The 21,528-nt window shown below is 44.1% G+C and carries 18 protein-coding genes; 11 read left to right on the top strand and 7 right to left on the bottom strand.

Going from position 1 to position 21,528, the window contains the following annotated elements:
• Positions 1 to 182: 182 nt before the first annotated feature.
• From FTV12_RS06665 to FTV12_RS06655, 3 genes are read right to left on the bottom strand one after another with little or no spacing between them, the layout of a single operon-like run.
• The gene (locus FTV12_RS06665) at positions 183 to 1,595 is read right to left on the bottom strand and encodes an efflux transporter outer membrane subunit (protein ID WP_180033796.1); all 1,413 of its coding nucleotides are present in this window, start codon (positions 1,593 to 1,595) and stop codon (positions 183 to 185) included.
• Positions 1,596 to 1,605: 10 nt separating this feature from the next.
• Positions 1,606 to 3,582: a MacB family efflux pump subunit gene (locus FTV12_RS06660; RefSeq protein ID WP_180017189.1), complete on the bottom strand. Its 1,977-nt coding sequence runs from the start codon at positions 3,580 to 3,582 to the stop codon at positions 1,606 to 1,608.
• Between the two features lie 2 nt (positions 3,583 to 3,584).
• Positions 3,585 to 4,958 (bottom strand): MacA family efflux pump subunit, encoded by a 1,374-nt coding sequence (locus tag FTV12_RS06655; protein WP_180033795.1) that lies wholly within the window; start codon positions 4,956 to 4,958, stop codon positions 3,585 to 3,587.
• A 600-nt stretch (positions 4,959 to 5,558) separates the two neighbouring features.
• Here FTV12_RS06655 and FTV12_RS06650 point away from each other — a divergent pair.
• Entirely contained in the window at positions 5,559 to 6,008 is a 450-nt protein-coding gene (locus FTV12_RS06650) for a bacteriohemerythrin (protein WP_166136355.1), read from the top strand.
• Here the strand turns inward: FTV12_RS06650 and holA are convergent.
• The 4 genes from holA to FTV12_RS06630 all read right to left on the bottom strand — a co-directional run bounded on the left by holA (position 6,005) and on the right by FTV12_RS06630 (position 10,868).
• On the bottom strand, positions 6,005 to 7,003 hold the full coding sequence (gene holA, locus FTV12_RS06645) for a DNA polymerase III subunit delta (RefSeq protein ID WP_180002366.1): 999 nt from the start codon (positions 7,001 to 7,003) through the stop codon (positions 6,005 to 6,007). The genes FTV12_RS06650 and holA overlap by 4 nt on opposite strands.
• Positions 7,004 to 7,012: 9 nt before the next feature.
• Positions 7,013 to 7,546 (bottom strand): hypothetical protein, encoded by a 534-nt coding sequence (locus FTV12_RS06640; protein ID WP_180033794.1) that lies wholly within the window; start codon positions 7,544 to 7,546, stop codon positions 7,013 to 7,015.
• A 228-nt stretch (positions 7,547 to 7,774) separates the two neighbouring features.
• Entirely contained in the window at positions 7,775 to 10,396 is a 2,622-nt protein-coding gene (leuS, locus tag FTV12_RS06635; protein WP_180033793.1) for a leucine--tRNA ligase, read from the bottom strand.
• A gap of 121 nt (positions 10,397 to 10,517) precedes the next feature.
• Positions 10,518 to 10,868: a DUF4124 domain-containing protein gene (locus tag FTV12_RS06630; RefSeq protein WP_180033792.1), complete on the bottom strand. Its 351-nt coding sequence runs from the start codon at positions 10,866 to 10,868 to the stop codon at positions 10,518 to 10,520.
• Between the two features lie 680 nt (positions 10,869 to 11,548).
• Between FTV12_RS06630 and FTV12_RS06625 the strand changes: the two genes are divergently transcribed.
• From FTV12_RS06625 to ispG, 10 genes are all read left to right on the top strand, one after another.
• Positions 11,549 to 13,276, top strand: coding sequence for an acetolactate synthase 3 large subunit (locus FTV12_RS06625; protein WP_004782089.1), 1,728 nt, complete (start codon positions 11,549 to 11,551; stop codon positions 13,274 to 13,276).
• On the top strand, positions 13,273 to 13,764 hold the full coding sequence (gene ilvN / locus FTV12_RS06620) for an acetolactate synthase small subunit (protein WP_004782091.1): 492 nt from the start codon (positions 13,273 to 13,275) through the stop codon (positions 13,762 to 13,764). Before FTV12_RS06625 ends, ilvN begins: the two co-directional genes overlap by 4 nt.
• 106 nt (positions 13,765 to 13,870) lie before the next feature.
• The gene (gene ilvC, locus FTV12_RS06615; protein WP_005232140.1) at positions 13,871 to 14,887 is read left to right on the top strand and encodes a ketol-acid reductoisomerase; all 1,017 of its coding nucleotides are present in this window, start codon (positions 13,871 to 13,873) and stop codon (positions 14,885 to 14,887) included.
• 1,158 nt (positions 14,888 to 16,045) lie between these two features.
• Positions 16,046 to 16,597: a phosphatase PAP2 family protein gene (locus FTV12_RS06610; protein ID WP_004782094.1), complete on the top strand. Its 552-nt coding sequence runs from the start codon at positions 16,046 to 16,048 to the stop codon at positions 16,595 to 16,597.
• 88 nt (positions 16,598 to 16,685) lie between these two features.
• Positions 16,686 to 16,886, top strand: coding sequence for a Fe-S cluster assembly protein IscX (iscX, locus tag FTV12_RS06605; RefSeq protein ID WP_180033791.1), 201 nt, complete (start codon positions 16,686 to 16,688; stop codon positions 16,884 to 16,886).
• Positions 16,887 to 16,995: 109 nt separating this feature from the next.
• On the top strand, positions 16,996 to 17,427 hold the full coding sequence (gene ndk / locus FTV12_RS06600) for a nucleoside-diphosphate kinase (protein ID WP_004782097.1): 432 nt from the start codon (positions 16,996 to 16,998) through the stop codon (positions 17,425 to 17,427).
• A gap of 121 nt (positions 17,428 to 17,548) precedes the next feature.
• On the top strand, positions 17,549 to 18,790 hold the full coding sequence (rlmN, locus tag FTV12_RS06595; protein WP_180033790.1) for a 23S rRNA (adenine(2503)-C(2))-methyltransferase RlmN: 1,242 nt from the start codon (positions 17,549 to 17,551) through the stop codon (positions 18,788 to 18,790).
• 41 nt (positions 18,791 to 18,831) lie between these two features.
• Positions 18,832 to 19,605 carry a type IV pilus biogenesis/stability protein PilW gene (pilW, locus tag FTV12_RS06590; protein ID WP_373687223.1) on the top strand — a complete coding sequence of 258 codons (774 nt, stop codon included), beginning with the start codon at positions 18,832 to 18,834 and terminating at the stop codon, positions 19,603 to 19,605.
• Positions 19,596 to 20,381 carry a helix-turn-helix domain-containing protein gene (locus FTV12_RS06585; protein WP_180033788.1) on the top strand — a complete coding sequence of 262 codons (786 nt, stop codon included), beginning with the start codon at positions 19,596 to 19,598 and terminating at the stop codon, positions 20,379 to 20,381. Before pilW ends, FTV12_RS06585 begins: the two co-directional genes overlap by 10 nt.
• 23 nt (positions 20,382 to 20,404) lie before the next feature.
• Complete coding sequence (gene ispG, locus FTV12_RS06580; protein ID WP_004782104.1) at positions 20,405 to 21,526, top strand: flavodoxin-dependent (E)-4-hydroxy-3-methylbut-2-enyl-diphosphate synthase; 1,122 nt, start codon at positions 20,405 to 20,407, stop codon at positions 21,524 to 21,526.
• The last annotated feature ends 2 nt before the right edge of the window (positions 21,527 to 21,528 follow it).

Genomic DNA, 21,528 nt, shown 5'->3' with positions numbered 1-21,528 from the left:
TACTTCATGTACAACCATCATTTTAAAGGCGAAGCTATAATCACGTTGTGTGCGTTTAACTCGTTGTTCTTGTGCATGTTCCATAAAATAAGTCTCTTAAGGTGTAAACTTATTTCAGGACGGGACAAACTTCAAAAATAAAAAACCGCTGTTAGTTAGCGGTTTTTTATTGAGCTAAATACTTAAGGCAGTTGTTTGATCGGGCTACCACCCAAAGCTTGCATTAGGGTCACATAAGCATTGTATTGGCTTTGGCGGGTTTGCACTAAAGACAGACGGGCATTCCGCGTGGTTTCCTGTGCATCCAGCAGATTTTTCAATGCTACTGCACCATTACGATAACGTACTTCAGTCAAACGCTCAGTACGTTCAGCCAGTTCAACGTTACGCTGTTGTAACGCAACCTGTTTGGTGAGTTCAGTACGATTAGACAAGGCATTCTCTACATCGGCAAAAGCTTCGTACATGGTTTGACGATACTGGATAATCGCTTTTTCATATTCCAGCTCATTCACCTGTAAATCACGTTTCATATCATTCCATTGTAGGAATGGCAGGCTGAGTCCAGCACCTAAGGTCGCCACCGGATTTTTAAGTACATCTGACAATGATGAACTGGTGCCCACGCCGGTACTTAGGCTGCCAGTCAGGCTGATCGAAGGATAATAACTGGCTTTATTGGCATCCTTGTTGGCCAAGGCTTTACGCAAACGCAATTCAGTAGCTCTCAAGTCAGGACGGCGGGAGAGAAGGCTAGCAGGCAAGCCAGCTTCAATCGACGGTAAAGCAATATTCGGTAAACGTTTCGGTTCCTGAATCGAAAGCTGTTGCACAGGCATATTCATGAGTACTGCCAGCGCCGTACGTGTTTCCACACGTTGCTGCTCAATCTGACTTAAGGTCGCTTGCTGGCTTTGGATCGCCTGTTCAGCCTGAGTTAAATCCAAACCAGACACAGCACCGGCACGATACTGGACATTGACCAGATCATAGGTACGCTGTGCAGTCGCTAGGTTTTGTTGAACCACGCTATAACGTTCATTTAGATAACCCAGCTGCCAGTACAGTTGAGCAGTCGTACCAATCAGACTTTGTGCAGTCGCTTGCAAGTCTTCTTCAGATGCCAGGGCTTCCCAGCGTGCTGCTTCAGTCTGATTGGCCAGTTTACCGAACAGATCCAGTTCATAGCTTAAGCCAGGGAAATTAACCCCAAAGCCGGATGAACTGCTGCCATCTTCCAGATCAAAGCTTCTACGCGTGGTTAACCCCGCATCACTGATACGTACACCTTGCTGGCTTTGTGTTTGTCTGGCCTGAATACGGGCTTGCTGCAAATTGATCCCGGCAACGGCCAGATCACTATTGGCTGCCAGTACGTCATTCACCAGATTATTCAATTGCGGATCTTTAAATAGAGTCCACCATTGATCTGCCAGAATATCAGCATGGATTTGCTGGCTTACAGCTTTACTGTTTTGAAAGTTGTTAGGCACCTGTACAGCAGGTTGTTCATACGGCGTTTTCACCACGGCTGCACAGCCGACCAGTGAACTCCCGAGGAGTAGGGCACTGGCAAGTTTGGTAAGAGTATGCATATCAGATTCCTTATTCTCGAGAAAGTGCATCGACTGGATTCAAACGGGCTGCATTACGTGCCGGGATAAAGCCGAACACAATACCGATCAGGCTTGAGCAGACAAAGGCCGCGACAATTGATGTGGTCGAGTATGCCATCTGGAAGGTTCCTCCAGCAAAATGGGTAATCAGCTGACCGATACCGAGTGACAGCAATACGCCTAAGATACCGCCCAGAATACAAACCAGAACAGCTTCAATCAGGAACTGTTGCAGAATGTCACTTTGGCGCGCACCCACAGCCATTCGTACCCCGATTTCCTGAGTACGTTCAGTCACGGAAACCAGCATAATATTCATTACGCCGATACCACCGACGACCAGTGAAATCACCGCAATTGCCGAGATCAGCAAGGTCATGGTTTGAGTCGTTTGCTGAATCGTTTCACGGATACTGTCTGCATTTTGCGTAAATACATCCTGCGCACCGTGACGTTGGACCAGTAAATTCAAAATGGCATTTTCCGCGGCTGCGCTTGGATATTCATCCTTAATACGCACAATGATCTGACGCACATTCGGTTGACCCAGCATACGGCTCATGACGGTAGAATAGGGCAGATAGACATTCAGGCTATCATTGTTTCCCATCATGCCTTTTTGCGCATCAATGACGCCAATCACCCGGCTTGGTACACTGCCTAAAAGCAGTACCTGACCGACAGGATTGGTGCCATCTGCAAAGAAAGTATTTTGGGTGTTGGTATCAATCACCACATCCTGCGCCTGCTCAGTAATACTTTCTTTATCAAATGGCTGACCTGATTTAAAGGTCATACCTTTGACATAGAAGAAGTCTTCACTGACGCCGTTGACGGTAGTTGATGCTTCAATCTCTTTGAAGCGTCCAGTGACACTGCTGTTGACCGATGGGCTGACCCCATCCACATAAGGCTGTTCTGCCAGTGCATCGGCATCAGCGGGAATTAGCGTCTTGGATTGGGAGGAACGTGAATTATCCCCGAAGCCCCGGCCCTGGAACACGGTAATGGTATTGGTCCCGAGACTGCTGATATTTTCCAGAATCTGCTTTTGTGAACCGTTACCCAGCGCAACGACCGAAACCACCGATGCGATCCCGATAATAATCCCGAGCATGGTCAGGAAGGTCCGCATCCGGTGCGCATTCATGGCCAATAAGGCCATACGGAAAGCTTCACCGAGACGGTCTACTGCAGAACGCCAGCTCGAGATTTTCTTCTGTTCATTTCGGACCAGATTTTTTTTCTCGAAACCATCATCAACTTCAGGCATATTCGGTTTATCTGAAATGATATTCCCGTCTGAAATCTCGATAATACGCGTCGCATTTTTTGCCACGTTATGATCATGTGTGACCAGAATAATGGTATGTCCTTTGGCATTCAGCTCACGCAGAATCCGCATCACTTCAATACCGCTATTCTTATCCAGTGCACCGGTTGGTTCGTCGGCAAGAATCACGTCACCGCCATTCATCAGGGCACGGGCAATCGAAACACGCTGCTGCTGACCACCAGACAATTGACTCGGACGGTTCTGGGTTTTTTCACCCAAGCCCAAATCAGTCAGTAATTTGACAGCACGTTCGTGACGGGTATCTGAATCTGCACCGGCATAAATTGCAGGAACTTCGACGTTACCTGCCGCGCTTAAATCACTGAGCAGATGATAACGCTGGAAAATAAAGCCGAAATATTCACGACGTAACTGCGCCAGTTCATCAGCTTCAAGTTCGCGGGTTTCACGGCCTTTAACTTTATAGCTGCCCTTGGTCGGCTTATCCAGACAGCCCAGAATATTCATCAGGGTGGATTTACCCGAACCGGACTGACCGACAATGGCGACCAGTTCGCCCGGATAAATCTCCAGATTGACCCCTTTTAAAATCTGGACCGTGCTTTCACCCGCAGGGAATTCACGAACCAGATTCTTGACCTCGAGTAGAGGTTGCTGTTGTTGATTCATGCTTACATTCTCATTGGGCCGGCGCCACCAGGACCACGGCCACTGCCGCCACGTTTAGCACCGTCATTAGAAGTATCAGAGCCATCTGCAATCACAACCTGATCACCACGTTTCAAGCCTTTGATCACTTGTGCGGTTACACGGTTATTCAGACCAATCAGGACAGGGGTTGGTTTTGCTGTTCCGTCTGCCTGCAATACACGAACCATGGCACGCTGAGCTTTACCTTGTTCAATCAGGGCACGTTCAGCATCAGAAAGTTCTAAGCGAGGAGGGCGGTCACCTGCCGGACGTTTACTATCACCACGGGCTTGATCCTGACCTTCACCACGTGCAGATGGGTCAACGGCACCGCGAGAGCCTTCACCACGATTTGGACGTTGTGGACGGTTTGAACCTTGAATGGCAGCCGCCGGAACAGTCAGTACATTTCGTGCTTCATCAAGAACGATATAGACTTGCGCCGTCATATCAATACGCAGCTTACCATCTTCATTCGGTACATCAAACAGGGCGTTGTAATACACTGCAGAGCCTGAAGTTGAGCTTGAAGTATTGGTTTCGGTATTAATTGAATTTGGTGCAGGTTCAACCTGACGAAGTTTCGCGTAAATTTTCTTGTCAGTATTCCCTAAAGTAGTGAAATACACTGTCTGGCCTTCCTGAACTTTCATGACATCGGCTTCAGAAATTTCAGCCTTAATCGTCATGGTATCCAGCTGCGCCAGTTTCACAATCGTTGGTGCACTTTGATTGGCGTTTACAGTCTGACCTTCTTCAGTCACGATCGCTACGATGGTTCCATCCGTGGGTGCCACAATTTGGGTATAACCGAGATCTTCTTTCGCAGTGGCTAAAGTTAAACGTGACTGTTCGATCTGTGCATTAATCGCAGTAATATCTGCCTGAGCGGTTTTGTAGCTGGCTAATGCAGATTCCAGTTCTGAACGCGAGGTTGCATCTTGGGCATACATGGCTTGCTGACGCTTATACTCGGCTTCCACCTTGGCAAGGTTGGCCTGTTTCACGGCAAGCTGTGCCATCTGGTTTTTAATGCTGGCTTCAGCAGTCTTTAAATCATTTTCCTGACGAACAGAGTCAATTCGGGCAATTAACTGGCCTTGTTTGACCTGATCGCCGAGTTGCACATACATTTTTTTAACCTGACCCGAAACCTGGGCACCGACACTGACCATTTTGGTGGCTTCAAGTACACCAGTTGCCAGTACCGAATTTTCAATATCCCCTTGGGTCACTTCAGCTGTAATGTATTGTGGCTGCTGCTCTTTTGGTTTCAGAAAATACCAGGCAGTGACTGCCATCAGGATGGCAATTACAATCGCCATAATGAGTTTCGTAGGTTTTATTTTTGGCATATGGATTCAGATTCGGGTCGTAGGATAACAGTTGATTATAAAAGCGAAATTAGGATAAAACGTGAATTTTTTTTATTTAAAATGAGAACTATTTTCCACTGCCTGGTTTAAAAAAGCATATAAGATAAAACCTGATTTTATATAAAGGATTCATTGACCTACTCATATTGGAATCATCTTTTTTAGGTGAAATTTTATACGATTTAGCTATCCAAAAAATATTGATCATATGATGAATCAATTAAATCTTCATGGGAGTATAAAGTACTTCTCAGATAGACTGCATGCAAAAACTTGGCCACTAAATTGCTGATAAAAATACGCCATAGTGCTGCTCAATATCATGGAAGTTTTTAATGATATTTGTTGTAAAAATAATTCTGCGCTAAAGCCAACCTCTTTTATTTTTTAATCTAATTTTTCGAATGATATGTTCTATTAAAATTTAAAAAATCTATGTTTTACATATAGATTTAAGCAAATAAAGTTTGTAATATCTAATTCCATAAAAAAAATATGGGTTTATTCATTAAGAGAATATGATTATTTAATGAGCGGAAAATAATACGACTTTACTAAGAAAATTAATGAGGTTCATAGATGGAATGGAATGAAAGTTACAATATTGGAATTGAGGTGATTGATCATCAACATCGCCAGATTCTGGACTATATAAATGCTTTAGAGCAGGTCAAAAGTACCGGAGATCGCGATAAAATCCGGGAGGTTTTAGATGATTTGATCGACTATACCCAGTCACATTTCAGCTTTGAAGAAAACCTGCTGGAACAGGTGAGTTATCAATATTTGCCTTCACATCGCGGCATACATGAATTATTTGTCAAAAAATTAAATGATTATCGTCTGAAGTTTGAGCAAGGTCAGTCCATTGAAAAAGATTTATATCGTCTTCTGTCCAAATGGCTCATCAACCATATTCAGCACGATGATCAGGATTATGTCGAAGCAGTACGGGACAATATGCTGAGCTACCTGCGAACGCAGGAGAAGAAAAAAGGCAAAGGCTGGTTTGCGCGTTTCTTTAGTTAGGCACTCGAGGATGCAAACAAGCTTTGACCGCACATTTCAGCAATGGCCTGCAAGATCAGATGTTCAGGGTTCTCTCTGGACATCCCTTTGATTGCAGCATCGATCCGGATCAAAAGCTGAGGCCAGCTTAAAAAGCGCTGTGGACTTAAACGACGCAAGGCTTGCTGATATAAGCTCACTTTAGTTTTCCAGATACCGATTTGTAAGGCATTTTGTGGCTGTTCAAATAATTGCATCAATAGACGCATTTCTTTGCTGATACTCCACAAAATCAGGCTCATCGGTTCACCTGAGGCAATCAGATACTGAAAGATCTTAATTGATTGTGCCAAATTCCCATTGAGCAAGGCATCACTCAGATCATAGGTGCTGTAACGGGACTGATCCTGCAAGCAGGCATATAGATGGTCAATCTGGATAATATCTACTTCAGCAAAGGTATCTGCTACGCGCATCAGGCTATTTTTGGCTGCCAGCAAATTGTGCTCATGATGCTGCTCTAGCCATTGCCAGGCGTCATTGGCCAGCTTAATTCCTAGTTTTTCCGCTTCAATTCCGAGGATCTGTTGACGATCTTTTGGGTAGTTGGCCACTAGCGATACATTTACGCCATTGGCATCAATGGTCTGGAAAAAACTGGATTTCAGGCTGCTGGCATCCTGTTTCGGCATGACCACCAACAGCAGGTTATCACTGTCCTGCTGCAGATAGCTTTTTAACAGTTTGAGACCGCTGGCATCCGGTTTGATATTGCCATGCACTTCAATTGCCAGTTGGCTAGAAAATAATGACAGGCTGTTTAAAGCATTGAAGACATTTTTCCAGTCAGAGGCAGAGCTAATATCATAACGCTGGCGTTCAACTTCACGGCTTTGCCAGCTGCTACGAAAGGCATCTACCAGATTCTGTTCCAGCAAAGGCTCCTGACCATGTAACACCCAGGCACCGCGAGCTTCATTGACACGTTTTAATGCCTGGAGGTAGTCAAGTTTCATTGGGTCATCTTATTGGGCTGGTTGAGTCGAAGTTTCTGATCTTGCCAATGGCAAACGATTCGATGAAATTTGACGGGCAATCTGCTGGGCCACATCATCAATCAGGACCTGATTTAAGAATTTCTGTTCCTGGTCATCTGTATTCACGGTTTCAATATCATATTGATAGGTACGGGTCGCAATTACCGTACGGGGTTCAGTCACCGGATTGCCTTGCGCATCTTCAATTCGGAAAGTTACATTCAGACGCAATAAGGTTTCTACAAGTTTGCCATTCAATTCTAAACGGCGAGGGGTGTAATCTAGGACACGTAAGACATAAGCATCAGGTGCATTACTCAGCTGTACTCCAGCAGCACCCAGGTAAACAGCCAGTTTTTCCTGAAGATCTTCAGTATTGTCAGGCAGGGCCAGACTCATGACTGAGTAAGCTACAGGTGCGGAACTCGGATTGGTTCCTTTTAAATGAAAGCCACAGCCGACGAGGCCTGCACTTAGACCACAAGTTAAAACAATTGCTGCTAAACGTTTGCCTAAATGCATGAGTATCCTCTTTTCCCTTGGGGAAATATTTGAAATCCTGAACCGGATTGTAAAGTCAAAGCCCGTTGGCTGGCAACGGGCTTTGTTTGGAATTGTTTTACTTGCTAAATTTAATCCCCCTAAGTCCCCCTTTTTCAAAGGGGGACTTTCCACAATGTGTAGTGCTTCTAGGAAGCGCAGCTCCTCCCTTTATTAAAGGGAGGGTGGGAGGGATTTCTCTAAATTTATTTAAACAACAAGGTTTACAAGTTTATTTGGTACCACAATTTCTTTCTTGGTTGGACCAGTCAAGAATTGCTGAACTTCTGGCAATGCTTTGGCTTGAGCAAGAATGTCATCTTTCGATGCATCCACAGACACTTCGAGTTTGCCACGAAGTTTACCGTTCACCTGAACCACGATGGTTTGTGTATTACGAGTCAATGCAGATTCATCCACTTGTGGGAACTGCGCTTGAGTTAACTCGATTCCAAACTGAGCCAATAAAGTCTGGCTTAAGTGTGGTGCAAATGGTGCAAGCAAAGTTAAAAGCGTAGTGATCGATTCACGAGCTACAGCAACGTCATTGTCATCTTTCGCTTCAAACTTGTTGTTCGCATTTAACAGTTCCATCATCGCTGCAATGGCAGTGTTAAATGCATGACGACGTTCAATGTCATCACCCACTTTCTGGATGGTTTCGTGAGTCTTGCGGCGTAAATCTTGCGCAGCTGTAGAAAGAGCGGCTTTATCGAAGTCAGTCGCGGTATTACCTTTTTCAAGGAAACCTGTTGCCAAACGCCATACACGTTTCAGGAAGCGGTTTGCACCTTCAACACCGGCATCAGACCATTCAAGTGATTGATCAGGTGGGGCTGCGAACATCATGAATACACGTGCAGTGTCTGCACCGTATTGGTCAATAATCGCTTGCGGGTCGATACCGTTGTTTTTCGATTTCGACATTTTTTCCTGACCGCCAACAATGACGTCCTGACCATCACCTTTGTATTTCGCAGAAGTGATGCGACCTTTCTCATCACGCTCAAGTTCGATGTCGGCAGGGTTGAACCAGGTTTTCTTGCCAGACTTAGACTCACGGTAATAAGTATCCGCAAGCACCATACCTTGAGTGAGCAAGTTAGTGAACGGCTCATTACCTTGTACCACGCCTTCGTCACGCATCAATTTGTGGAAGAAACGTGCATATAACAAGTGCAGAATCGCGTGTTCAACACCACCGATGTATTGGTTTACAGGAAGCCAGGTTTGACCCGCTTCAGGTTTTACCATGCCATCAGTAAAGTCTGGAGATGCATAACGTGCATAGTACCAAGAAGATTCTACGAATGTGTCTAGCGTATCTGTTTCACGACGCGCATCGCTGCCGCAGCATGGACATTTAGTTTCGTAGAACTCAGGCATCTTGTTCAGCGGGTTACCTGAACCGTCTGGAACCACGTCAGTTGGAAGTACCACAGGCAGTTGATCTTCAGGCACTGGCACTTGACCACATTTGTCACAGTTGATCATTGGAATTGGACAACCCCAATAACGCTGACGAGATACACCCCAGTCACGTAGACGGAATTGAACTTTAACGTTCGCAAGACCTTGTGGTTCTAATTTTGTAAGGAAGGCATCAAATGCGCCTTGGAAGTCTAAACCGTCAAATTCGCCTGAATTAACCAGTTTACCGTCTTTTGAACCGTACCATTCTTGCCATTGTGCTGCGTCAAAGTCTGCATCATCTGCGCCTTTAGCATCAATCACTTGTTTGATGGTGAGGCCGTATTTATTGGCAAATTCGAAGTCACGTTCATCGTGTGAAGGTACCGCCATCACCGCACCTGAACCGTAAGACATAAGCACGTAGTTTGCGATCCAAACAGGAACCTCTTCACCTGTGACAGGATGCTTAACTGACAAACCTGTTGCCATGCCTTTCTTCTCAGCAGTCGCAAGATCCGCTTCTGCCACAGAACCCATACGGCATTCTTCGATGAATGCCTGTAGTTCAGGGTTGTTTTCAGCAGCTTTCAGTGCCATTGGATGTTCTGCTGCAACTGCAACATAGGTCACACCCATTAATGTATCGGCACGCGTAGTGAAGACAGTTAAACCGTCTGCATAAACTTCCGGATTCGCTGAAGGGAAGGTGATTTCCATACCTTGTGAGCGACCGATCCAGTTACGTTGCATAGTCAGGACTTGTTGTGGCCAGCCGTCTTTCAGTGTTTCAAGATCGTCCAGTAATTCTTGCGCATAATCAGTGATGCGGAAGTAGTACATTGGGATATCACGTTTTTCAACCAATGCACCTGAACGCCAGCCGCGACCATTTTCAACCTGTTCATTGGCAAGAACGGTCTGGTCTACTGGATCCCAGTTTACGGTTGAAAGTTTACGGTAGATCAGGCCTTTTTTATAAAGCTGAACAAACAACCATTGTTCCCAGCGATAGTATTCTGGTGTGCAGGTTGCGAATTCACGGTCCCAATCTACAGACAGACCTAATTTTTTAAGCTGATTACGCATGTAATCAATATTTTCGAACGTCCATTTTGCAGGAGCGACCTGGTGTGCAATAGCAGCGTTTTCTGCAGGAAGACCGAAAGCATCCCAGCCCATTGGTTGTAATACAGTTTCACCTTTTAAACGGTGGAAACGACTGATCACATCACCAATGGTATAGTTACGCACATGACCCATATGCAGTTTGCCACTTGGGTAAGGGAACATCGAGAGGATATAACGACGTGGACCTTCTACAGTGTCGGCAACTTTAAAGGCTTTGCGAGATTCCCAGTCCTGTTGGACTTGAGGCTCAATCGCACTGGCTTGATATTCTGAGTCAATGTGAGTAGTCATATACGTAATACAAGAGAACGGTTAAAAAAATATAAGGCACAGCATAGCGCAAAATGCACCTAAAAGTGAATTTTGCGGATGGGATTCTGCAGGAAAAATCTAAATTGGCAGGCGAGTATGATTAGAAGGCTATACGCTCAGACTGACCACGTTGTAAAGCTTCATTGGCTTCACGCTGTTGTTGCTCATTTTCAGAAACGGCAGGCACAGGTGCAGATGAGTTTGAGTTACCCGTTTCGGTCTGGTTCTCATTTTTGGTTGTTCTTGCTGGGGTAGGTGCGGAATTGGTCCAGCCATAGGTTTCTACTTTGCTTTTATGCTTGGCATTTTTAGGAGGCGGGGTTTTGGTGTAGTGAGTCACGCCTTTGGCATCTACCCATTTATAATATTCAATCGCTAAAGCAGAGCTGCTCGCTACACCTAAAACGAGCGTAGTGGCAAAACTTAATGCGGTCAGGAAAGATCTTTTCATGAGTAAAAGTCCTGAAAATTTCAAGCGGTTAAATAGGGTTGTTATTGTAGAGAATTTTTTGCCATAAGATGATTTTTAATTCAATTAATTTTGTGATCAGTAGTGATCTTAATGTTTTGAGCTGATACCTAAAAAGAGTAATTTTATATAAAAAAATTTATTTATAAACAGTTGCATTGAATTTCTTAAAAATTCATTCAATTTTTTTATATAAGACATATTAAAAATTTATAAAATTAAAGTTTTAAGTATATGAAATTTATTAATTTAAATTAGAATTTTAAAGCTAAAAACCAGAGTTAAAGTCGAAATTGCCTGTAAAAGCAGCAAATTTTAGAAGTATAAACAATAATAGCCTGTTTTTTAAACTTGACTTTAAAGGCTGAAAACACAAGAATGCAGCAATAGTTTTATATGCCTTAGATCGATCACCCTTCGAATAAGTGTCATGTCATGCAATGGGCAATTTTTCTAGCCGAAAAATTGAACAAAGCGAACAAAATATGTTTACCCCAACATGTTTTATATCTTGTATTGCTCGAACAGCAGGTAGATCGGATTTTTTATTCCTATTGCTTTGAAAACTATGAAATTTGTGTGCTATAACAGTGCAGACAGTTAATGAATGAACACTGCAAATGCCTCCCATTTGTGCAGTGAATAATATAGGGTGAATCACGTTGGAACTTTTATCTGGTGGTGAAATGCTCGTTCGCGCATTAGCGGATGAAGGCGTTGAACATGTTTTTGGATATCCAGGCGGCGCAGTACTGCATATTTATGATGCGCTATTTCAACAAGACAAAATTAATCATTACCTCGTACGTCACGAACAAGCTGCCGGCCACATGGCGGATGCTTACTCACGCGTAACAGGTAAAACTGGTGTTGTGCTGGTCACTTCTGGCCCAGGCGCGACCAATACCGTTACTCCAATTGCAACGGCTTATATGGATTCCATTCCAATGGTGATCCTGTCTGGTCAGGTTGCAAGCCATTTGATCGGTGAGGATGCGTTCCAAGAAACTGATATGGTCGGTATTTCTCGCCCAATCGTGAAGCACAGCTTCCAGGTTCGCCATGCCAGCGAAATTCCTTCAATTATCAAAAAAGCATTCTATATCGCGTCATCTGGCCGTCCAGGTCCAGTTGTAGTTGATATTCCTAAAGATGCAACCAACCCAGCAGAGAAATTTGCTTACGAATATCCTGAAAAAGTGAAGATGCGTTCGTATCAACCACCATATCGTGGTCACTCAGGTCAAATCCGTAAAGCGATTGATGAACTGATTCATGCGAAACGCCCAGTCATTTACTCAGGCGGTGGTGTGGTTCAGGGCAATGCTTCAGCACAATTAACTGAGCTTGCACATCTATTGGGTTACCCAGTTACGAATACCTTGATGGGTCTTGGCGCATTCCCGGGCGATGATCCACAGTTCATCGGCATGTTGGGTATGCACGGAACTTACGAAGCAAACATGACCATGCACAATGCAGACGTAATTCTGTGTGTAGGCGCGCGTTTTGATGACCGTGTAACCAATAACCCGGCGAAATTCTGTCCGAATGCCAAAGTCATTCACATTGACATCGATCCGGCGACCATTTCTAAAACCATCATGGCGCACATTCCAATCGTGGGTGCAGTAGAACCTGTGCTGAACGAAATGCTGAACCAGTTGAAGCAAATGAATGTGTCCAAGCCAAATCCTGAAGCGATTGCGGCATGGTGGAAACAGATTGATGAATGGCGTCAGGTTCATGGCTTGAAGTTCGATGTACCGACTGATGGTTCTATGAAGCCACAGCAAGTGGTTCGTGCTCTAGACAAAGTCACCAATGGCGAAGCGATCATCACGTCTGACGTTGGTCAGCACCAGATGTTCGGCGCGTTGCACTATCGCTATAAGCGTCCTCGTCAATGGATCAACTCTGGTGGTCTAGGTACGATGGGTGTTGGTCTGCCATATGCAATGGCGGCTAAGCTTGCATTCCCGGATCAGCAAGTAGTTTGTATTACTGGTGAAGCATCGATTCAGATGTGTATCCAGGAACTTTCTACCTGTAAGCAATATGGCTTGAACGTGAAAATCCTGTGCCTGAACAACCGTGCCTTGGGTATGGTGAAACAGTGGCAGGACATGAACTACGAAGGCCGTCACTCTAGCTCTTATGTAGAGTCTTTACCTGACTTTGCAAAATTGATGGAAGCTTATGGTCATGTAGGTATTCAGATTGACCATGCGGACGAGCTTGAGTCTAAGCTTGAAGAAGCGATGGCAATCAATGATAAGTGCGTATTTATTAACGTAATGGTTGACCGTACAGAACACGTATATCCAATGCTAGTTGCGGGTCAATCGATGCAGGATATGTGGTTAGCAAAAGGGGAGCGCACGAAATGAGACATATTATCTCTGTACTCGTAGAAAACGAAGCAGGCGCGCTTTCTCGCTTGGTGGGTTTATTCTCACAACGCGGCTACAACATTGAAACATTGAACGTTGCGCCAACTGAAGACCCAACACTTTCACGTCTGACTTTGACGACTTATGGTGATGATCACAAGATCGAACAGATCACTAAACAGCTGAACAAGCTGGTAGAAGTGGTTAAAGTGGTGGATCTGTCTGAAGGTGCACACATTGAACGTGAGTTGATGCTGATCAAAGTGAAAGCTTTAGGTGCAACCCGTGATGAAATCAAACGTACGACCGATATTTTCCGTGGTCAGGTGGTTGACGTAACGCCAACAACTTACACGATTCAAATCGCGGGTACGACTGAAAAAATTGACGGTTTTATTGATGCATTAGCAGAAAACACGATTTTGGAAGTGGTGCGTTCAGGCGTGTCGGGTATCGCACGCGGTGAAAAAGTACTAACCATCTAAATTTTTTAAATTATTTCCTCATCTTAATAAGAAGGGGCTTCAGGCAATGTGATCAAGGATCATTGCCTGATGAAACGGACACACAAGCATTTAAGCGGAGACAGCAATGCAAATTTTTTACGATAAAGACTGCGACTTATCTATTATCCAATCTAAGAAAGTAGCAATCATTGGTTATGGTTCACAAGGTCACGCACACGCGCTTAACCTTAAAGATTCTGGCGTTGACGTAACTGTTGGTCTACGCGCGAATTCTACTTCTTGGAAAAAAGCTGAAAACGCTGGTCTTAAAGTTGCTGAAGTTCCTGCTGCTGTAGCTCAAGCTGACGTAGTCATGATCTTGACTCCAGATGAGTTCCAAGCTCAACTTTACCGCGACGTGATCGAGCCAAACATCAAAGAAGGCGCGACTCTTGCATTTGCTCACGGTTTCTCTGTTCTTTACAACCAAGTTGTTCCACGTAAAGACCTAGACGTAATCATGGTTGCGCCTAAAGCTCCTGGTCACACTGTACGTTCTGAATACCAACGTGGTTCAGGGGTTCCTGACTTAATCGCGATCCACCAAGATGCTTCTGGTAATGCACGTAACGTTGCGCTTTCTTACGCTTCAGGCGTAGGTGGCGGCCGTACTGGTATCATCGAAACTTCTTTCCGTGAAGAAACTGAAACTGACCTGTTCGGTGAGCAAGCGGTTCTTTGTGGTGGTGCTGTTGAACTGGTTAAAATGGGCTTTGAAACTCTGGTTGAAGCTGGTTATGCACCTGAAATGGCTTACTTCGAATGTTTACACGAACTTAAACTGATCGTTGACTTGATGTTCGAAGGCGGTATCGCTGACATGAACTACTCAGTATCTAATAATGCTGAATACGGCGAATACGTAACTGGCGTTGAAGTAATTAACGAACAGTCTCGTGAAGCAATGCGTAATGCGCTTAAACGTATCCAATCTGGTGAATATGCGAAGATGTTCATCCAAGAAGGTGCATTGAACTATCCATCTATGACTGCTCGTCGTCGTCAAAACGCTGCACACGGTATCGAACAAACTGGTGCTAAATTGCGTGCAATGATGCCTTGGATCCAAGCAAACAAAATCGTTGATAAAGAGAAAAACTAATTTCTTGGATCATTTGATTTGAATGCGAAAACCCACTCACTAGAGTGGGTTTTTTTATATAGTCGAATAATAATTTAAATAAATATAAAAAGATAAGATGAAAGATTGAACTGAATTTTTAATATAGAAAATCATATCTATGTTTGGATTGAAGTAGGAGCAGGTGATCAAGAGTTTGAGCAATATGCATTCGAATTAAAAAATACCAAAACTTCATGGCAGCAAATCCAAACGATTATTTATCGTGATGTATTGTGGGGTAGTTGGCTTTCATTAAGTTTGTGGTTAGCTGTTTTAATTTTATTGCTTAGAGCAGCTTTGTTGGTTGACTGGGGATTTGAAGATAAAAGGTTATCTCAAAAAATAAATCATATTCAAAAATGGCAACTATTTTACAAGTTGAATTCATTGGCATGGATCAGGTATTTAATCGGTTATTAGTTGAGCATAAGTATAGTAAAGAAATTGAAAAGGTAGATGGAACAGACATAAAGCATCAGCAAGTTTGATAATGTAAGAAATGCTAAGCTCCTATAAATCAATTCATAAAACAGTCACACCCGAGCCCCATACTTAAAAGTATAGATAGTTATATCTCATTAACTTTTGAATGCTTGGGAATAGCCAAATTTTGAGTAAGACCAAGACAAGAAGCGGCTTCCAGATACATTTTCACCAAAGTCTTGGGTGTTATAACTGCATTATACTCGAAGCACAATCGATCCTTCTCAGGTTTTGTTAAAGGCTAGATAATTATTCCTAAAGAATGAATTGAATGTGGTGATCCAAACTTATTTCAATAAATATCAGTACACATAAATCATCTATTAACAGTTCAGGGATAGGTCGGATTGAAAGGTTAAAAATATAGTGCAGGAGGCGATGGCCAGCGGTAGAGCAGTGATCGCTAATGATCATGGACGTACTGATTTACAGGTACAACATGATCGGACAGGTTGGCTGATTGGGTTGGGATAGTAGTAAGAATTCATCTGTTAGATGTCTGAATTAGGCGGTTTATAACGATTACAGAAGGATGCGGACATTAAGAAACTAAAAAGGTGAATGGCGATTATCTTATGCGTCAATTTGAACAAGCTCTATTTTTCAGTCGTACCAAACCTGAAATACAGGGCATAAAACAATAAGAGCTCTACAATGAAATTTCAGAATGCAAAACTAAAATTTTTAGAAATTGATTTAAAAGGCTGTATTTATCTTAATCATTTTTCACATTCAGAACGCATTGCAGCTTTTTTCAAAATCATTAGCCGGTTGGGCAATGGCGTATTCTGGTATTTGATGCTCATTGCCGTCTGGCTGATTCAGGGCCTGATGTATACCTTACAGATTGTTTATCTGGTGTTTGGCAGTATGGTCGGAACCCTGATTTATAAACTATTAAAAACCAAAACAGTACGGCCACGTCCTTATCAGGTGCATCAGGTGATTCGGCTCTGTGAGCATCCGCTGGATCATTTTAGTTTTCCTTCGGGACATACCTTGCATGCAGTGATGGTGACCATTGTACTGGGTTATATCGTACCTTTCTTATTGTTTTTGATGCTGCCGTTTGCCATTTTAGTGGCGATCTCTCGAATGGTTTTAGGCTTGCATTATCCGAGTGATGTGGCGGTAGGAGCCATATTGGGTGCGCTGGTGGCGACCATGATTGTATTTACGGCACCTTTTTTTAATATCATGTTGTAAAAAATCACGAGATGATCCGGCAAAGACTCGCAGAATTTTGCAGATTTGCTAAAGTACTACATCACAGTAAATAGGCTTAGGAATAGACATGGGTTTACGTTGGACAGATACCCTCGATATCGCGATTGAATTATGTGAAGCGCATCCAGACGTGGATCCGCAATGGGTTCGCTTTACCGACCTGCATGCCTGGGTATGTGCACTGCCAGACTTTGAAGATGATCCGACCAAATCAACCGAAGGGCTTCTGGAAGCCATTCAAATGGCATGGATTGACGAAGCACGTTAATTGCCAGTTGAAAAAAGCAATTTTTTTACAGTTTAAAGGCGGAAAAAAGTCCATTATTCGGTATAATGCGGCAAATTTTCATGTCAACAATTGACTTAAGGAGCCAATCATGGCTATTGAACGTACATTATCTATCGTAAAACCAGACGCAGTTGCTAAAAACCACATCGGTGACATCTTTGCTCGTTTCGAAAAAGCAGGTCTTAAAATCGTTGCGACTAAAATGAAACACCTGACTCAAGCTGAAGCTGAAGGTTTCTACGCTGAGCACAAAGAACGTGGTTTCTTCGGTGACCTAGTTGCATTCATGACTTCTGGTCCAGTTGTTGTTTCAGTTCTTGAAGGCGAAAACGCTGTTCTTGCTCACCGTGACATCCTTGGCGCGACTAACCCTAAAGAAGCTGCTCCTGGTACAATCCGTGCAGACTTCGCTGTAAGCATCGACGAAAACGCTGCTCACGGTTCTGACTCTGTAGCATCTGCTGACCGCGAAATTAACTACTTCTTCGCGCAAACTGAGATTGCTCCACGTACTCGTTAATACGCAGTATTCAAACCAGATAAGTGTTATTATACTTATCTGGTTTTTTTATTCTCTGAATAATTCTTTGCTCAGATATTGAGCTTCTCCTTTCATCTTTAGACATGGTTTAGGTATACACATGAGTACTGAAGTGGTCGCTACATCAGCAGTTTCTGATGCACAGCAACAATCTCCGTCCACTCCTGCACAGCAAAATTCTGTGGAAAAAGTGAACTTACTAGGCATGTCACGTCCGCAAATGGAAAAATTCTTCGAAGATATGGGCGAGAAGAAGTTCCGTGCCGGTCAGGTGATGAAATGGATTCATCAGTATTTCGTGACTGATTTTGCCGAGATGACCAATATCTCGGGCAAGCTGCGTGAAAAACTGGAAAAGATTTGTGAAATTAAAGCGCCAGAAGTGGTGCATAAAAACTATTCTAAAGACGGTACCCGTAAATGGGTGTTCCGTGTCGGTGATGGTGATGGTGATGGCTCTCTGGTTGAAACCGTGCTGATTCCGGCAGAAGACAAAACCGGCTCACGTAAGACCCTGTGTATTTCTTCACAAGTGGGCTGTGCCCTGGACTGTTCATTCTGTTCCACTGGTAAGCAAGGTTTCCAGCGTGACTTGTCTCAAGCTGAAATCATTGGTCAGTTATGGATGGCCAACTACTCCTATATGGAAGAAGTGCCTGTGGCTGAGCGTGAGCGTTCAGTGACCAATGTGGTGATGATGGGTATGGGCGAGCCACTGCTGAACTATGACGCTGTATTAAATTCTATGCGCATCATGCTGGACGATTTTGCTTATGGCATGTCTAAACGCCGCGTAACGCTTTCAACATCTGGTGTCGTGCCGAAAATTGACCAGTTGGCGCAAGATATTGATGTGGCTTTGGCGATTTCATTACACGCAACCAATGACGAGCTGCGTAATGAACTGGTGCCAATCAACAAAAAATATCCGCTAGAGCAGCTTATTGCCGCTTGTCAGCGCTACATCACTAAAGATGGTAATGAAAGTGCGCGTAAGCACGTGACTATCGAATATGTAATGCTGGATGGCGTAAATGACAAACCTGAACATGCCCAGCAGATGATCAAGCTGCTTAAAGATCTGCCAAGCAAGATTAACCTGATTCCATTTAACCCGTTCCCGCATGCGCCATATGGCCGTTCAAGCCGTAACCGGATTATTTCTTTCCAAAAAACTTTGTCTGATGCCGGTTTTGTGTGTACGATTCGTCAGACACGTGGTGATGATATCGACGCTGCGTGTGGACAACTGGTAGGACAAGTTGCTGACCGTACCCGTCGTGCGGAACAGTGGAAAAAGAAAATTGCGCAGTCCAATGAGATTATGCGCTCACAAGGATAACAAGAGGTCGCCAATTGAGTAGTCTGACATCTAAACTTGCTTTGGTTTCAGTAGTATGTGGGTCTTTGGTTTTAACTGCGTGTCAAACGCCAGATCTGGGTCAGAAGGACCCGGAAAAAGCCACCAAGGTTCGTACTCAGTTGGCGGTTGAATATCTTAAAAACGGTGATCTGGATTCAGCCAAACGTGCGCTGGATCAGGCACTGGAAACTAATCCGCGTGATTCGCAAGCCAATATGATGATGGGTGTGCTGCTTCAGCAGGAAGGCAGCAAACCTAATCTTGAAAAAGCTGAAGGTTATTTCAAGCGTGCAATTTCGGCAGATCCAAAAAATGCCCAGGCACGAAATAACTACGGCACCTATTTATATCAGCTTGAGCGCTATAAAGATGCGATCGAGCAGTTCGAAATTGCCGGCGCAACTTTAGGTTATGACCAGCGATTTCGTGCCCTTGAAAATATGGGACGGATTTACCTGAAACAGGGTGATCTGACGAATGCTGAAAAATCATTCAAACAGGCACTACAGGCTAATCGCGCTTCGTATATATCAATGTTAGAGTTGGCAGAAATTTTTTATCTGAACCAGCAGTTCCCGGCCGCGACTCAAATGTATGAACAGTTTGTACGTGGCGTGGGGCAGAAAAACCAGAGTGCCCGTGCGCTCTGGATTGGCATTCGCACTGCGCGTGCCAGTGGCGATCAGTTAGGCATGCAGGTTTTGGTCAATCAATTACGTGCATTGTTCCCTGAAAGCCCGGAATACCAACGTTATTTGCAATTACAGTACAGTACTGAGGCCGTATGGAAGTAAATCCTAATTCAGATTCGAATAATTCGAGCGTAGCTCCAAACGCGTTAGGAAATGTTCAGCGTCTAGGCGAGTACTTACGCAAGATTCGTATTAATCAGCAACGTGAGCTTGAAGACGTTGCCAAAGAACTCAATATTCCGGTAAAAACCCTGAATGCCTTGGAAAAGGATGATTATAAATCCTTGCCTGAAGCGACTTTTATTAAGGGTTATTACCGCACCTATGCCAAATATCTCGGTGTCGATGCTTCTAGCCTGATTCAGCGTTTTGATGAAATTTATGCCAATGATACCGGTATGGTTGCAACGCATGCTCTGAAAGATTCTCCAATCAAGATCATGGGTAAATTGCCAGGATCAAAGCGTGATCGTAACCGCAAATGGTTAAAACGCGGTCTGATTGCGCTGGTCGTAGTACTGATCTTGGGTGCACTGGTCGCCATGATCCAGAACTGGTCAGAAAGCAGTTCAAATAATGCTGAAGTTGCTGACACTTCTTCTGATGTTGAGATTTTGAATCTGGATGCCGGTGCTGCCATGTCCGGTGATCAGCTTAAGCTTGATTTTAGCCGTCCGACCTCTGTGCATATTGTAGATGCAGGCGGTAACGTGCTGGCCACTGGCCGTCAGGCGTCTACTTTAGAGCTGAACGGTGAAGCGCCATTCCAGATCCGGCTGGATGATGCGACAGCAGTATCACTCAGTTTAAATAATGAAAGTATTGCATTGTCACCTTATACGGTTAACGGAAAAGCAGATTTCCGTTTATCACGTTAATGGTGAGCAGATAGGGCGAAATCATGATCGTAAATCCAATTCAGCGCCGTCCAACACGTAAAATTCGTGTCGGTTCTGTCTATGTCGGTGGTGATGCACCGATCACTGTTCAGTCAATGACCAATACTGAAACCTGCGATGTCGCAGCAACTGTTGCACAAATTCAGCGTTGTGTAGATGCAGGTGCGGATATCATGCGTGTCTCTGTCCCAAGTATGGAGGCAGCGGCTGCATTTGGTGAAATCCGTAAGCAAGTCGACGTACCACTGGTTGCAGATATTCACTTCGACTATAAGATTGCGCTGGCTGTTGCTGATCTGGGTGCAGACTGTTTGCGTATTAACCCGGGTAATATCGGTTCAGAAGCCAAGATTCGTGAAGTCGTGGCGGCTGCACGTCATAACGACATTTCCATGCGTATTGGCGTGAATGCCGGTTCACTGGAAAAAGATATTCAAAAGAAATATGGCGAGCCAACAGGTGAAGCATTGCTGGAATCTGCGATGCGTCATATCGACATTCTGGATCGTCTGAATTTCCATGAATTTAAAGTATCGGTCAAAGCATCAAACGTGTTTTTGACGATGGATGCCTATCGTCTGCTGTCTAAACAGATTGATAATCCACTGCACTTGGGTGTGACTGAAGCGGGTGTGTATCGTACTGGTTCAGTGAAATCAGCGATTGCTTTGGGTGGTCTGCTGATGGAAGGTATTGGCGATACCATGCGTATTTCTCTGGCAGCTGAGCCTGAAGAAGAAATCAAGATTGGTTTTGATATCCTGAAATCGCTGGGCCTTCGTTCTAACGGAATTAACTTCATTGCCTGCCCAAGCTGTTCACGTCAGGAATTTAACGTGATTAAAGTAATGCAGACTCTTGAAGAACGTTTGGAAGATGTCCGTGTTCCGATGGATGTGTCTGTAATTGGCTGTAAAGTGAATGGTCCGGGCGAAGCCAAAGAAGCCGATATCGGTGTAGTAGGTGCAAGTCCGCGCTCACTGGTGTATCGTAATGGTGAAAAGAGCCATTTAATCGATACCAATCAACTGGTTGATGAAATCGAATCAATGGTTCGTCAACGTGTTTCCGAGCTTGAAGAAGCCAAATCAAAAGAAATTATTCGCACAAGTTTTTCTGAGTAGAT

It is taken from the genome of Acinetobacter sp. YH12233 (genome assembly GCF_013417725.1).
In the GTDB taxonomy this organism is placed as follows: Bacteria; Pseudomonadota; Gammaproteobacteria; order Pseudomonadales; family Moraxellaceae; genus Acinetobacter.
The sequence above is the reverse complement of the archived record's forward strand: the minus strand, read 5'-3'. Positions and strand labels throughout refer to the sequence as shown.

Excerpts from the sequence above, each read along its gene's own strand:
- FTV12_RS06630 (WP_180033792.1), bottom strand. The coding sequence starts at position 10,868 with ATGAAAAGATCTTTCCTGACCGCATTAAGTTTTGCCACTACGCTCGTT.
- ilvC (WP_005232140.1), top strand. The coding sequence starts at position 13,871 with ATGCAAATTTTTTACGATAAAGACTGCGACTTATCTATTATCCAATCT.
- ndk (WP_004782097.1), top strand. The coding sequence starts at position 16,996 with ATGGCTATTGAACGTACATTATCTATCGTAAAACCAGACGCAGTTGCT.
- FTV12_RS06665 (WP_180033796.1), bottom strand. The coding sequence starts at position 1,595 with ATGCATACTCTTACCAAACTTGCCAGTGCCCTACTCCTCGGGAGTTCA.
- FTV12_RS06585 (WP_180033788.1), top strand. The coding sequence starts at position 19,596 with ATGGAAGTAAATCCTAATTCAGATTCGAATAATTCGAGCGTAGCTCCA.
- ilvN (WP_004782091.1), top strand. The coding sequence starts at position 13,273 with ATGAGACATATTATCTCTGTACTCGTAGAAAACGAAGCAGGCGCGCTT.
- holA (WP_180002366.1), bottom strand. The coding sequence starts at position 7,003 with ATGAAACTTGACTACCTCCAGGCATTAAAACGTGTCAATGAAGCTCGC.
- FTV12_RS06655 (WP_180033795.1), bottom strand. The coding sequence starts at position 4,958 with ATGCCAAAAATAAAACCTACGAAACTCATTATGGCGATTGTAATTGCC.
- FTV12_RS06650 (WP_166136355.1), top strand. The coding sequence starts at position 5,559 with ATGGAATGGAATGAAAGTTACAATATTGGAATTGAGGTGATTGATCAT.
- iscX (WP_180033791.1), top strand. The coding sequence starts at position 16,686 with ATGGGTTTACGTTGGACAGATACCCTCGATATCGCGATTGAATTATGT.
- rlmN (WP_180033790.1), top strand. The coding sequence starts at position 17,549 with ATGAGTACTGAAGTGGTCGCTACATCAGCAGTTTCTGATGCACAGCAA.
- FTV12_RS06660 (WP_180017189.1), bottom strand. The coding sequence starts at position 3,582 with ATGAATCAACAACAGCAACCTCTACTCGAGGTCAAGAATCTGGTTCGT.
- FTV12_RS06610 (WP_004782094.1), top strand. The coding sequence starts at position 16,046 with ATGAAATTTCAGAATGCAAAACTAAAATTTTTAGAAATTGATTTAAAA.
- ispG (WP_004782104.1), top strand. The coding sequence starts at position 20,405 with ATGATCGTAAATCCAATTCAGCGCCGTCCAACACGTAAAATTCGTGTC.
- FTV12_RS06640 (WP_180033794.1), bottom strand. The coding sequence starts at position 7,546 with ATGCATTTAGGCAAACGTTTAGCAGCAATTGTTTTAACTTGTGGTCTA.
- leuS (WP_180033793.1), bottom strand. The coding sequence starts at position 10,396 with ATGACTACTCACATTGACTCAGAATATCAAGCCAGTGCGATTGAGCCT.